The organism is Neisseria sp. 74A18, from assembly GCF_001308005.1.
Classification (GTDB): Bacteria; Pseudomonadota; Gammaproteobacteria; order Burkholderiales; family Neisseriaceae; genus Neisseria; species Neisseria dumasiana.
In genome coordinates, this window is record NZ_LGZA01000012.1 from 21204 (window position 1) to 34083 (window position 12880).

Here is a 12880-nt window from a genome sequence, read left to right on the forward strand (position 1 = left end):
ACTGCCCTCATTAAATAATTATTGCAAACAGGTATGAACCCGCCACGGCAATCGCCACATAAACAAAGAACATCAGTTTTTGTTTGGGGGTGCCCATGGTAACGCGCTCCGGAACGGGACGGTCTTTATCCATTTTGGTATAGAACGGCATGCCAAGGAAGAATGCAAAGTAAATGATAGACAGGATACGTGCAACAATCGTGCGGGTGTCGGTAGCCACTAAAGCACCCAAAATGCCCAAGCCGATGAAAGAAATGATGAACAATACCAACATGGTTTTGAAAATCGGGCCGCGGTAGCGGATGGATTTCACCGGAGAGCGGTCAAGCCACGGCAGCAGGGCAATCAATACAACCGCTGCGCCCATGCCGAGTACGCCCCAAACCTGTGTGCCGAAGAACGAAGGAATCGCGCGCAAAATAGCGTAAAACGGTGTGAAATACCATACCGGTGCGATATGTGCAGGCGTTTTCAGCGGGTTGGCCGGGTCGAAGTTCGGTGCTTCCAAGAAGTAGCCGCCGCCTTCGGGTGCGAAGAACATGATGGCACAGAATACGATTAGGAATACCACTACGCCCAGAATATCTTTAACGGTGTAGTAGGGGTGGAACGGAATACCGTCTAACGGAATGCCGTTTTCGTCTTTGAGTTTTTTGATTTCTACGCCGTCGGGGTTGTTGGAACCTACTTCGTGCAGGGCAATCAGGTGGGCAACTACCAAGCCGACCAATACCAGCGGTACGGCGATAACGTGCAGAGCGAAGAAACGGTTCAAGGTAACGTCGGATACGTTGAAGTCGCCTCGGATCCAAGTGGATAAATCGGGGCCGATAACGGGAATGGCGGCAAACAGGTTAATAATTACCTGTGCGCCCCAGAACGACATTTGACCCCAAGGCAGCAGATAACCCATAAATGCTTCGGCCATCAAAGCCAAGAAAATCAACGAGCCGAATACCCACACCAATTCGCGCGGTTTTTTGAATGAGCCGTAGATCAGGCCGCGGAACATGTGCAGATAGACCACCACGAAGAACATGGATGCGCCGGTGGAGTGCATGTAGCGGATAATCCATCCGCCCGATACGTCGCGCATGATGTATTCTACGGCGGTAAAGGCGGCGGGCAGGTGGTATGAATTCAGGTTGCCGTCGGGCTTGTAATTCATGGTCAGGAAAATACCGCTGACGATTTGAATCACCAGTACCAGCATGGCCAGCGAGCCGAAGAAATACCAGAAGTTGAAGTTTTTGGGCGCGTAATACTCGGTTACGTGCTCTTTCATCATTTTAGACAAAGGGAAACGTGCGTCCACCCAGCCTAACAATGATTTATTTTCATTATTGGTTTGGTTTGCCATGATAAGTCCCTTTATTTGTCGTCGCCTACCAAAATGGTGGTGTCGCTCAGGTATTTGTAGGGCGGAATAATCAGGTTGGTAGGTGCGGGTACGCCTTTATATACGCGGCCTGCCAAGTCGAATTTGGAACCGTGGCACGGGCAGAAGAAACCGCCTTTCCAATCTGCGCCCAAGTCGGCCGGAGCAACGTCGGGGCGGAAAGTGGGCGAGCAGCCCAAGTGCGTGCAGATGCCGATGGCAACGAAAATATTGGGCTTGATGGAGCGCATTTCGTTTTTGCAGTATTCGGGCTGCTGTTCTACTTCGGAATTGGGGTCGGCTACTGCGCCGTTGAGTGAGGCCAAATCTTTCTGCTGCTTTTCGGTGCGGTTCAGCACCCAAATGGGTTTGCCTTGCCACTCAGCTGTAACCAACTGACCGGCTTCGATTTTGCTGACATCCACTTCAACCGGCGCACCGGCTGCCTTGGCTTTTTCCGATGGGAAAAAGCTGGCAAGAAACGGTGTGGCTACGCCTAAAGCGGCCACTCCGCCCGCACCGGCGGTCGCCAGCGTCAGAAAGCGGCGGCGGCTTTGATTGATTTCTTGATTTTCCATTATTCAGTCATCCTAATTAGGGGGAATACCGAGCCATTAAACTCTTTAATTCTACCTGATTTTATGGGGATACTTAAAGAGTTATTTAAAATAAGGTAAAAATTTTGGAGTATTTTTTGATTTTATGCGGGGTTTTGTTCGTCAAAAAATACGGTTTCGATACCGAATGTTGCGGCTATGGCTTCTCCCAGAGCCTGTATGCCGTAACGCTCGGTGGCGTGGTGTCCGGCACTGATGAACGCGGTGCCGGTTTCGTTGGCCAGATGAAACTGTGCTTCTGAAATTTCTCCGGTAATGTAGGCGTCGGCACCTTCGTCTATGGCCGTCTGAAAAAAGCCCTGTGCGCCGCCCGTGCACCAAACGATGTTTTCGATGATGCGGGTTTCATCGCCTATGGCAACGGGTTTGCGACCGAGTTTCTGATGCAGCTTTGCGCTGAGTTCGCTGAGTGTTTTGGGTGTGTTCAGACGGCCTGCATTTAACAGGTTTTGTTCGCCGAAGCGGCGTTCGGTCGTCCAGTCCATAAGTTTGGCCAAACGGGCGTTGTTGCCCAGTTCGGGGTGGGCATCGAGCGGCAGATGGTAGCCTGCCATATTGATTTCGTGTTTGAGCAGGGTGGCGATGCGGTCTTTTTTCCAGCCGGTAATGGTGGCGGGTTCGCTTTTCCAAAACATGCCGTGGTGCACCAGCAGCATGTCTGCCTGCTGTTTGACGGCGTAGTCGCAGGCTGCGCGGCTGGCGGTAACGGCGGTAACGATTTTGCGGATTTCGCTGCGGCCTTCGATTTGCAGGCCGTTGGGGGCGTAGTCTTTGAATAAATCGGTTTGCAGGGTTTCATCGCACCAGTCGAGAATGGTGCGGCGCGAGTGTGTCATGGTTGTTCCTTTACTGTATGAGACCTTTGCGGAACTTTCGTCTGCGGCGCATTTCTGCGTGTGTGCCGCCCGCTTGTTTGCTTATTTGTATGATGTGCAGCACCCGCTGCGCGGTTGCGCCTTGAACTGCATCCACATTCGAGGGTTTGGCAAAGGTTTCTGTATGTATACTCAACACCGGGTGGCGGCTGTGTTGCGGCCGGATTCGGGATGTTTGAGACTGTCGGCGTATTTTACCGCAATTTTTTCAAACTTCGTTGCAGACGGTTTGGGCGGGGTGCGATATACAAACCTATTTGGCTCGGCTACAATCGGGGCCGTCTGAAACATTGGAATCAAGGAAACCGATATGACCCGTATGGTTCACTGCATCAAGTTGGGCAAGGAAGCCCCCGGTATGAAATTTGCGCCGCTGCCCAATGCTTTGGGTAAGCGTATTTTTGAAAATGTGTCGCAAGAAGCGTGGGACGCTTGGACGCGCCATCAAACGATGTTGATTAATGAAAACCGTTTGAGCTTGGCCGACCCGCGCGCGCGCGAGTATTTGGCGCAGCAGATGGAAAACTATTTTTTCGGCGAGGGTGCCGATCAAGTGCAGGGTTATGTGCCGCAAGAATAATGTTTGCGGCAGAAGTATCCGAAAGGCCGTCTGAACGTATGTTCGGTACGGCTTTTGTTGTATTCAGACGGCCTGAAACTTTTATAAAAACCTATTTGCCTGCGGATTTTTGCGCTGTGTGCTTGGCTATATGATATGTCTGCGCTCGCTCTGCTGGGCCCGGCACTTCCCTGTATTTTGGCGCAAAGTTTCAGGTTGCCCTGCTTTGAAAAACCGCTTGGAAAGCAGGTTTGAACAGACTTTTGCAGATTTGATACAAAACAATAAATAAAGCAAAAACGGCGCAACTTAAATGCTTGGCGCAGGTCTGTATGTTATAAAGGTTTCATGCCGCAAAACAACAGCGTTTTTCCACAATCTGAGGAGGTTAGCGATGTATCAACGTATTATGGTCCCCGTAGATGACAGTACGGCTTCTTTGTATGCTTTGAAAGAAGCGGGCAAACTGGCCAAGCAGCTTGGTGCAGTCGTGTTGGCTGTGCATGTGGTGGACTTGGGTCAATTCAATTGGGGTGCGCCGGGATACACCGATGCCGCTGCCGTGCGCAAGGCGGTGGAAGAAGCGGGGGTGAAAGTATTGGAGCGTGCCAAGCAAGAGCTGGACGGGCTGAGCGTGGAGCATGATGCCCTGATTATGGAAAGTGCGGGCGATAAGATTGCCGATCTGCTGATTGAGCAGGCCGGCATAGAGCGTTGCGACTTGATTGCGATGGGAACGCACGGCTTTTCGGGTTTGATGCACTTGCTGATGGGGTCGGTTGCCGAAGGCGTAGTGCGTAAGTCGGATATTCCGGTGCTGCTGGTACGCCATAAAGATGAGGATTAACGGTTTGTTTGGGTAACTAGGAAACTAGGATTAGATTTGGTTATAATAGACGGGAAGTTTGTTTAAATATGTTAAAAATTTAATCATACTTAACTCAAATTTTATTTTTAATTCAATTGCTTTATGTTGATAAGTAGCTAAATTGTCCTAATTTTTGCATACAAGTATTAAGTTATTAAGGAGTCCAGCATGAGACCTGCTAAGTTTGCACGTGATGTTTTGGACAAATATTGGGGTTTTAATATTCCTGTTAATGTTGAGCAAATTGCTCGTAATATGGGGGTAGTTGTTCGTTATGCTCGATATTTGGGTTCGATGGAAGATGATATTTCAGGTAGCTTTGATATAATTAACGGTCAGCCTATCTGCATGGTTCGTAGTACAGATGCTTTAGTTCGCCAGCGTTTTACCTTGGCACACGAACTTGGTCATTTTGTCTTGAATCACGGTAAGGCTTTCCGTGATAACGCCGCCAATTTTAATTCATATACAACTGATTACCGTGAATATGAAGCTAACCAGTTTGCAGCAGAGTTGCTGATGCCGGAAAGTGCTATTGATTATTTTGTACGCCAGTCAAATTTTACGGTTGGCGAGTTAGCAAAAAAATTTAATGTTTCCGGAGCTGCCATGGAGTTTCGTTTAAACAACTTGGGTTACTTATGAGAACAGAAGAAAACACCATATCTGCTGCAGTTGGTACTGATCTTTCGGAAGAAGAAGCATCGGCAGGTGATGCTATACCAAAACCAAAAGAAGATACTTTTAAAAGTTTGGTTAACAACAGGGAAGAGCAACGCAAGAAAACATTTGTTTGGATTATGTGCGTTGCTGGGGTGTTTTCCCTTTCACTCCTAGGGGTTTCTATGTATTTTGTTTGCAAGATAATTCTTTTTGTGAGTAATGCTGATAACCAGATTAGTGAAGCTTTAGAATCTGCAGGTAGTTTGTGGCATATTCTATTGATTTTGATTGCTCCCCCTACTGCGGTTATTACTCTCATGGTGCGAAGCATTAGCTTTACTGCCAATGAGCGTGATTTTGGGAAAAACAGCCACGATGATTCCAGCAATATTCCGATTTTGAATATGTTAAATGAGTTGGGTAAGGCTTTAATTGACCTAGTTAAGACTAAAGCAGGTTAAGTCGATTGAGCATTAATATTATGCTTTTTATGTTTAAGATTTTGATTAATTAGAATATTTTAAACTATTTAGATATAGAAAACGGGTAGATACTTTGTATTTACCCGTTTCTTTTTATTATGTTCTCTGTGTTATGTATTTTTCGGATAGCTTGAAACAGTTGAGCAGTTACGGTTGGCGTTTATTTGGCAGGGCTTTCCGGCTCTTCTTCTTTATTCATGTTTTTCAGAAGTTTTTCGACTTTTTCAGGGTCTTCGTTGCGCATCAGGCGGGCGGTTTCGTTTTCCAAATCCATGGTGTTGCTGTGCAAAACGATGTCTTTTACCGACAGCAGGTTGTTGGTGTTCATGGAAAAACGGCGTAAGCCCATGCCGAGCAGCAGGCGGGTGAAGGTGGTGTCGCCGGCCATTTCGCCGCACACCGACACGGTTTTGCCCATGCGGTTGGCGGTGCGGATGACGTGCTGGATGAGTTTGAGCACCGCGGGGTGTGCGGGTTGGTAAAGGTAGCTGACGGCATCGTCGCCGCGGTCAACCGATAAAGTGTATTGGATCAGGTCGTTGGTGCCGATGGAAATAAAATCGACGTGCTTGAGCAGACTGCCGACGGTGAGTGCCGCAGAAGGGATTTCGATCATGCAGCCGACCGATATTTCGCCGAAAGGTTCGTCGCGCTCGCTAAGCTGCCTTTGGGCGGTTTCGAGGTGAATCAGGCATTGTTTGAGTTCGGTGATAGAGGTGATCATCGGCCACATCATTTTAACGGGGCCGTGCACGGCGGCGCGGAGGATGGCGCGCATTTGGGTGCGGAACATCACGGGTTCGGCCAAGCACAGGCGGATGCCGGTCAGACCGAGTGCGGGGTTGGTGCTGCCGTTGGGCGTGCCGTTTTGGCCGAACCAGCGCGGGTTTTTGTCTACGCCCAAATCTACGGTGCGGATGGTCAGGCTTTTGCCTTTGAGTTTTTTGACGAAATGGCTGTATACCTCGTATTGCTCGTCTTCAGACGGCATGGTGTCGCGGTTGAGATAGAGAAATTCGCTGCGGAACAGGCCGACGCCGTCGGCACCCATGTTGTGTACCGATTTGATGTCGTCGGCCGATTCGATATTGGCGAGCAGTTCGATATTGACACCGTCTTCGGTGGTGGCGGCGGTTTTTTTGATTTTGTTCAGTTCGCGGGTGCGTGCGCGGTATTCGCGTGCGCGTGCGCGGTATTCGGCCAGCACGGTTTCATCGGGGTTGATGATGAGAATGCCGTTGATGCCGTCTACCACCACCCATTCGTTTTCGCTGATGAGTTTGCGGGCGTTGTGCAGGCCGATAACGGAAGGAATGTTGAGACTGCGGCCGAGAATGGCGGTATGGCTGGTGGAGCCGCCGGCATCGGTAACGAAGGCGGTAACGCGCTGTTCTTTGAAAAATACGGTGTCGGCGGGGGAAATGTCGTTTGCTACCAGCACGGTGTCTTCAAGCAGGTCTGTGTCGAGGGTAAGTTCGTTGCCTTGGCCGGCCAGATTGTTGTGGATGCGTTCCACGACTTGCAGCATGTCTTGTTTGCGGGCGCGCAGGTAGGCATCGTCGATTTCGTCGAATTGGGCGGCCAGTTTGTCGGTTTGCAGTTTCAATGCCCATTCGGCATTGATGTGCTGCTCTTCGATAATATCGACGGGTTCGCGTGAAAGGGTTACATCGGTAAGCAGCATCAGGTGCAGCGAAATAAACGCACCCAATTCGGTGGGGGCGTTTTCGGGAATGGCGCTGCGCAGCTGTTCGAGTTCTTTGCGGGTGGCTTTGACGGCAGCATCGAAGCGTGCGGTTTCCGCTGCCACTTCCGTTTCGTCCAAATCATATTGCGGCACTTCGTTCATGCCGCGTGTAATCAGGTGGGCGCGGCCGATGGCGATGCCTTTGCCTGCGCTTACGCCGTGCAATACGATAGACATATCATTCGCCTTCGCCGAAATAGTCGTTAATCAAATCGACCAATGCCTGCATGGCGGCGGCTTCGTCGGCACCGTCGGTTTCCAGTTCGACAACCGTGCCTTTGGCGGCGGCCAGCATCATTAAGCCCATGATGCTTTTGCCGTTGACGCGTTTGCCGTTGCGGCTGACCCATACTTCGCTTTGGAACTGGCCGGCGGTTTGGGTGAATTTGCTGGAGGCGCGGGCGTGCAGGCCGAGTTTGTTGATGATTTCGACTGACTGTTTCAGCATACGGGTAATCCTTCGGGCGGTTCGGTGATGTCGATAATGCCGCTGATGGCGGCCTCTTTCACGGAGCGGGCAAATGCGGCCAAGTCGGTGGCCGTGGGCGAGTAGTTGGCTGCTTTAATCATCATAGGCGCGTTCAGGCCGGTGAGCATGGCGGTTTTGCCGCTTTCGACCAGTTGGCGGGCGGCGTTGCAGGGGGTGGCGCCGAAAATGTCGGTCATGATCAGCACGCCTTCTACGCAGTGCAGGTCTGCCACCATCTGTTGGGCGCGGTTGATGATGCTTTCGTGGTCTTCGTCGGTGTGTACGCCGAGAATGCGGATGTTTTCGGGCGTTTGGCCGAAAAAGAAGTGGCGGGCAAGGCTTTGGTAGGCTTCACCTATGGCTTCGTGGGTAATAATCAGTAGGCCTATCATGTGTGTTCCTGTTGAAGCGGTGGGCAGGCCGTCTGAAAAGCGGTTCAGACGGCCTGTGCGGTTTTATTCTTGTGTATCGCGCAAGGCGTAAACCGCGCCCAGATTGCGCCATGCGCCTGCGGCATCCATGCCGTAACCGAACACATAGCGGTTGGGTACGTTGATGCCGATATAGTCGGCGGCAATCGGTTTTTCTTTGTCGATCAGTTTGTTGGCGAAAACGGCGGTGGAGCAGGATGCGGCGCCTAAATCCAATACCTGCTGTTTGATGGCGGCCATGGTGTGCCCTTCGTCGAGAATGTCGTCGAGAATCAGCACATGGCGGCCGGCCACGCTTTCTTGGGGCGCGCGCAACCAGTTGAAATTGCCGCCCTTGAGTTTGTCGCCGTAGCGGGAAACGTGCACATAGTCGAAATCCAGCGGAAAGTGCAGCAGCGGCAGAAGCTGGCCGGTAAATACTACGGCACCGCCCATCACAGGCAGAATCAGCGGATATTTGCCGCCCAAGTCTTCGGTGATTTCTCCGGCCAGGCGCAAAAGTTCGCGGCGGCAGGCGTCTTCGCCGAACAGGATTTCGGCGTTATCGAGCATGGATTGTGTGTGCAGGCGTTTGGTTTCAATGTCCATAAGGTCATTCTAAAACAGAGTAGTCAAAACCGTATTATATAGTAAGCCTTGAAAAACCACTCAATATTACCGGATGCGGTTTTTTGCCCGGCAGAACGGGCAGGCGGTGCAGAGGCCGTCTGAAACGACGGGGCGCGGGCATAGTGAAGGCTGAAATATTTGACTATAATGCCGATTTTTTTCAGACGGCCTGCCCACCATGCACGACCCTTATCTTTATCTGGAAGACCTCGATTCCGCCGCCACGCAGCAATTCGCGGCCGATGCCCATGCCGAAACCCAAGCACAATTTACCGATGGCGAAGCCTTCGCGCGCACCGTGGCCGATATGGTGAAGCAGTTGCAAGACCCGCGCCAGATTGCGTTTTGCCAAGAACACCGCGCCCGCATGTATCACTTCCATCAAGACGACGAATACCCTAAAGGCGTGTATCAGGTGTGTACGGCGGCATCTTACCGTTCCGGCTATCCCGATTGGCACAATATCTTTTCCGTGGCCGATTTCGACGACATTCTCGGCGACGACGTGTATCTCGGAGGCGTATCGCATTATGTCGAAAAGCCCAATATGGTTTTGCTCAACTTAAGCCGTGCGGGCGGCGATACGGCCTACACGCTCGAATTTGATTTGGATGCCGGCAAAATCGTCGAAGGCGGCTTCCACTTTCCCGCCGGCAAAAACCACATTTCTTGGCGCGACGAAAACAGCGTGTGGGTTTGCCCCGCGTGGGACGAACGCCAAACCACCCAAGCGGGCTATCCGCGCGAAGTGTGGTTGGTAGAACGCGGCCAAAGCTTTGAAGAAAGCACACCCGTTTACCGCATGGATTCAGACGGCATGATGGTCAGCGCATGGCGTTACCTCGATGCCCAAGGCGCGCCGATCGACCTAATCGAATCTTCAGACGGCTTCTATACCAAAACCTATCTGCAAGTGGGGGCCGACGGCGAAACCCTGCCGCTGAACCTGCCTGCCGACTGCGAACTTTCCGGCTATCTCGCCGGACAGCTCTTGCTGCACTTGCGCAGCGAGTGGAAGCGCGCCAACCAAAGCTATCCCGCCGGCAGCTTGGTGGCGGTAAAACTCAACAAAGGCACGCTCGGCGCGGCGCAACTGCTGTTCGCACCAAACGAAACACAAGCGCTGGAAAGTGTTGAAACTACCAAACGTTTCGTTGTCGCCAGCCTGCTCGACAACGTATCAGGCCGTCTGAAAGCATGGCGTTTTTCAGACGGCCTCTGGCACGAAGTCACCCTGCCCAATCTGCCGCAAGGCGCGTTGGAATTGTCCGACCAGCCGTGGGGCGGCGACGTTATCTATATAGCGACCAGCGATTTCACCACCCCGCTAACCCTGTTTGCACTCGACCTCAACGTGATGGAACTCGTCGTCGTGCGCCGTCAGCCCGTGCAGTTTAAGGCCGACGGCATCCAAGTGCGCCAATTCCACGCCCAATCCGCCGACGGCACCCGCATACCTTATTACCATGTCGGCAAAAACAGCACGCCGGATACGCCCACCATCGTTTATGTGTACGGCGGTTTTGCCGTGCCCGAACTGCCGCACTACATGGGCACCATCGGCAAATACTGGCTCGAGCGCGGCAATGCCTTCGTGCTGGCTAACGTGCGCGGCGGCGGCGAGTTCGGCCCAAGCTGGCATCAAGCTGCGCAAGGCACAAACAAACACAAAAGCGTGGACGACTTGCTTGCCGTAACCGACGACTTAACCCGCCGCGCACTCAGTTCGCCCAAACATATCGGCTTGCAAGGCGGCAGCAACGGCGGCCTGATTGTCGCCTCCGCCTTCGTGCGCCAACCCCAAGCCTTCGGAGCGATGGTATGCGAAATGCCCTTAACCGACATGCTGCGTTACCCCTATCTCTCTGCAGGCTCAAGCTGGGTTGATGAATACGGCCACCCCGAAGACCCGGCTTTTCAGACGGCCTTAACGCAGTTATCGCCCTATCACAATCTTTCAGACGGCCGCCCTTATCCGCCCGCCCTGATAACCACCAGCCTAAGCGACGACCGCGTCCACCCCGCCCATGCCCTCAAGTTTTACGCCAAACTCAAGCAAAACGGCGCATCCGCATGGCTGTATGCAGGTGATTCCGGCGGGCACACCGGCAATACCACGCAGGAAGCATCCGTAACCGAATTTGCCTGCATTCTCGCCTTCCTAAACCGTTACATCGGAACGGCACGGCACCAAGAGAAAAAGCAATAGGCCGTATGAAAACAACGGTTTCGCAACAAACACGCCCGGTATAAACCGCTATGCCCATATCTTGCAAAACAGCGTGTTTCCAGCGGAAAACTGCAAGGTTCGGCATTCTAAATAAATGAAATTAAACAGAAACCAAAAGGCTCTTGTGATTCAAAATAAGCCTATGCTAATATGCCGCCTAACACCATGCAGTTTAAAACACATGCACAAGGCTGCATTTTTCGATAGAAAACTCTAAAAGTATTCGGTACAATCCGACCGAGTTTAATTTTTTCAAAACCGCCGTAAGGCATATAAGGACCGACCGACATGTCAAACATTGAACAACAAGTTAAGAAAATTGTTGCCGAACAACTGGGCGTTAACGAAGCCGAAGTAAAAAACGAATCTTCTTTCCAAGACGACCTGGGTGCAGACTCTTTGGATACCGTTGAATTGGTAATGGCTCTGGAAGAAGCTTTCGGTTGCGAAATCCCCGACGAAGAAGCCGAAAAAATCACTACCGTGCAACTGGCTATCGACTACATCCAATCACACAGCGCCTAATTTCCGATTGCGCTGGTATAAAATGAATCAGCCTCTGCTGCGGCTTTGCCTGCCAACAGAGGCTTTTTGCCTTATCAGACTTTTATAAACTTTTATAAACACGGTTTCAGACGGCCTGCCTCCGTTTCGACAGCGGGCGGCAGACGTCTAACCCCATAAAGCGAGAACATTATGAGTCAGCGAAGAGTCGTCATCACAGGTTTGGGGCAGGTGTCGCCCGTAGGCAACGACATTGCCGCAGCCTGGAGCAACCTCTTGGCCGGGAAAAGCGGTATCGGTACCATTACCCGTTTCGACGCATCCGATATCAGCTGCCAAATTGCAGGCGAAGTAAAAGGCTTCGACATCGGCGAATTCATCAGCCCCAAAGAAGCCCGCCGCATGGACGTATTTATTCATTACGGCATAGCCGCCGCCTTGCAGGCCATTGCCGATTCGGGCTTGGACGATGTAGAAGGTCTCAATAAAGACCGCATCGGCGTGAACATCGGTTCGGGCATCGGCGGTTTGCCCAGCATCGAGGCTACCGGCAAAAGCGTGATGGAAACCGGTGCCCGCAAAATCAACCCCTTCTTTATCCCCGGTTCGCTGATCAACCTGATCGCAGGCCACGTTACCATTCTCAAAGGCTACCGCGGCCCCAGCTACGGCATGGTTTCCGCCTGTACCACCGGTGCCCACTCCATCGGCGATTCCGCCCGCATGATTAAATACGGCGATGCCGACGTGATGATTGCAGGCGGTGCCGAAGGCGCGGTTTGTACGCTCGGCATGGGCGGCTTTGCGGCCATGAAAGCCCTTTCAACCCGCAACGACGACCCCGCTACCGCTTCACGTCCGTGGGACAAAGGCCGCGACGGTTTCGTGATGGGCGAAGGTGCCGGTATTTTGGTGTTGGAAGAATTGGAGCACGCCAAAAAACGCGGTGCCAAAATTTATGCCGAGCTGGTCGGTTTCGGCATGAGTTCCGATGCCTTCCACATTACCGCGCCTAACGTAGAAGGCCCGGCACTGGCGGTTACCCGTGCGCTGAAAGATGCCGGTTTGAACCCTACCGACGTAGATTATGTGAATGCCCACGGCACGTCCACTCCGTTGGGCGATGCCAACGAAACCAACGCCTTGAAACTGGCTCTGGGCGACCATGCCTACAAAGTGGTGGTGAACTCCACCAAGTCGATGACCGGCCACTTGCTGGGTGCGGCCGGCGGTGTGGAGGCGGTGTACAGCGTGTTGGCGGTGCACAACCAAAAATCTCCGCCGACCATCAATATTTTCGAGCAAGACGTTGAATCAGGCTGTGATTTGGATTACTGCGCCAACGAAGCCCGCGATCTGAAAATCGACGTGGCGATTTCCAACTCGTTCGGTTTCGGCGGTACCAACGGCACTTTGGTATTCAAGAAATTTACAGACTAAAAACTTTT

The 12880-nt window shown here is 52.1% G+C and carries 14 protein-coding genes; 7 read left to right on the forward strand and 7 right to left on the reverse strand.

Annotated features, from left to right (window positions below):
- Positions 1-10: 10 nt before the first annotated feature.
- The 3 genes from AKG43_RS05410 to AKG43_RS05420 all read right to left on the reverse strand — a co-directional run bounded on the left by AKG43_RS05410 (position 11) and on the right by AKG43_RS05420 (position 2831).
- Positions 11-1360: a cytochrome bc complex cytochrome b subunit gene (locus AKG43_RS05410; RefSeq protein ID WP_054599546.1), complete on the reverse strand. Its 1350-nt coding sequence runs from the start codon at positions 1358-1360 to the stop codon at positions 11-13.
- 11 nt (positions 1361-1371) lie between these two features.
- Complete coding sequence (petA, locus tag AKG43_RS05415) at positions 1372-1956, reverse strand: ubiquinol-cytochrome c reductase iron-sulfur subunit (RefSeq protein ID WP_054599547.1); 585 nt, start codon at positions 1954-1956, stop codon at positions 1372-1374.
- 122 nt (positions 1957-2078) lie between these two features.
- Positions 2079-2831, reverse strand: a complete 753-nt coding sequence (locus AKG43_RS05420) for a Nif3-like dinuclear metal center hexameric protein (RefSeq protein WP_054599548.1) — start codon at positions 2829-2831, stop codon at positions 2079-2081.
- A 349-nt stretch (positions 2832-3180) separates the two neighbouring features.
- On the opposite strand from AKG43_RS05420, the gene AKG43_RS05425 reads away from it, so the two are divergent.
- The 4 genes from AKG43_RS05425 to AKG43_RS05440 all read left to right on the forward strand — a co-directional run bounded on the left by AKG43_RS05425 (position 3181) and on the right by AKG43_RS05440 (position 5421).
- Positions 3181-3450, forward strand: coding sequence for an oxidative damage protection protein (locus tag AKG43_RS05425; protein ID WP_054599549.1), 270 nt, complete (start codon positions 3181-3183; stop codon positions 3448-3450).
- A gap of 373 nt (positions 3451-3823) precedes the next feature.
- Positions 3824-4276 (forward strand): universal stress protein, encoded by a 453-nt coding sequence (locus AKG43_RS05430; RefSeq protein WP_054599550.1) that lies wholly within the window; start codon positions 3824-3826, stop codon positions 4274-4276.
- 189 nt (positions 4277-4465) lie between these two features.
- On the forward strand, positions 4466-4942 hold the full coding sequence (locus tag AKG43_RS05435; protein ID WP_054599551.1) for an ImmA/IrrE family metallo-endopeptidase: 477 nt from the start codon (positions 4466-4468) through the stop codon (positions 4940-4942).
- The gene (locus tag AKG43_RS05440; protein ID WP_054599552.1) at positions 4939-5421 is read left to right on the forward strand and encodes a hypothetical protein; all 483 of its coding nucleotides are present in this window, start codon (positions 4939-4941) and stop codon (positions 5419-5421) included. Before AKG43_RS05435 ends, AKG43_RS05440 begins: the two co-directional genes overlap by 4 nt.
- A gap of 181 nt (positions 5422-5602) precedes the next feature.
- Here AKG43_RS05440 and ptsP read toward each other — a convergent pair whose 3' ends face one another.
- The 4 genes from ptsP to AKG43_RS05460 form a co-directional block, all read right to left on the reverse strand.
- Positions 5603-7366, reverse strand: coding sequence for a phosphoenolpyruvate--protein phosphotransferase (gene ptsP / locus AKG43_RS05445; protein WP_054599553.1), 1764 nt, complete (start codon positions 7364-7366; stop codon positions 5603-5605).
- Between the two features lies 1 nt (position 7367).
- On the reverse strand, positions 7368-7637 hold the full coding sequence (locus AKG43_RS05450; RefSeq protein ID WP_054599554.1) for an HPr family phosphocarrier protein: 270 nt from the start codon (positions 7635-7637) through the stop codon (positions 7368-7370).
- Positions 7631-8050 (reverse strand): PTS sugar transporter subunit IIA, encoded by a 420-nt coding sequence (locus AKG43_RS05455; RefSeq protein ID WP_054599555.1) that lies wholly within the window; start codon positions 8048-8050, stop codon positions 7631-7633. The genes AKG43_RS05450 and AKG43_RS05455 overlap by 7 nt, the downstream gene beginning before the upstream one ends.
- Before the next feature lie 63 nt (positions 8051-8113).
- Positions 8114-8677 (reverse strand): hypoxanthine-guanine phosphoribosyltransferase, encoded by a 564-nt coding sequence (locus tag AKG43_RS05460; protein WP_054599556.1) that lies wholly within the window; start codon positions 8675-8677, stop codon positions 8114-8116.
- A 199-nt stretch (positions 8678-8876) separates the two neighbouring features.
- On the opposite strand from AKG43_RS05460, the gene AKG43_RS05465 reads away from it, so the two are divergent.
- From AKG43_RS05465 to fabF, 3 genes are all read left to right on the forward strand, one after another.
- Complete coding sequence (locus AKG43_RS05465) at positions 8877-10907, forward strand: prolyl oligopeptidase family protein (protein WP_369799568.1); 2031 nt, start codon at positions 8877-8879, stop codon at positions 10905-10907.
- A 309-nt stretch (positions 10908-11216) separates the two neighbouring features.
- A complete protein-coding gene (acpP, locus tag AKG43_RS05470; RefSeq protein WP_054599558.1) occupies positions 11217-11453 on the forward strand; it encodes an acyl carrier protein in 237 nt (78 codons plus the stop codon).
- Positions 11454-11624: 171 nt separating this feature from the next.
- A complete protein-coding gene (gene fabF, locus AKG43_RS05475; protein WP_054599559.1) occupies positions 11625-12872 on the forward strand; it encodes a beta-ketoacyl-ACP synthase II in 1248 nt (415 codons plus the stop codon).
- The last annotated feature ends 8 nt before the right edge of the window (positions 12873-12880 follow it).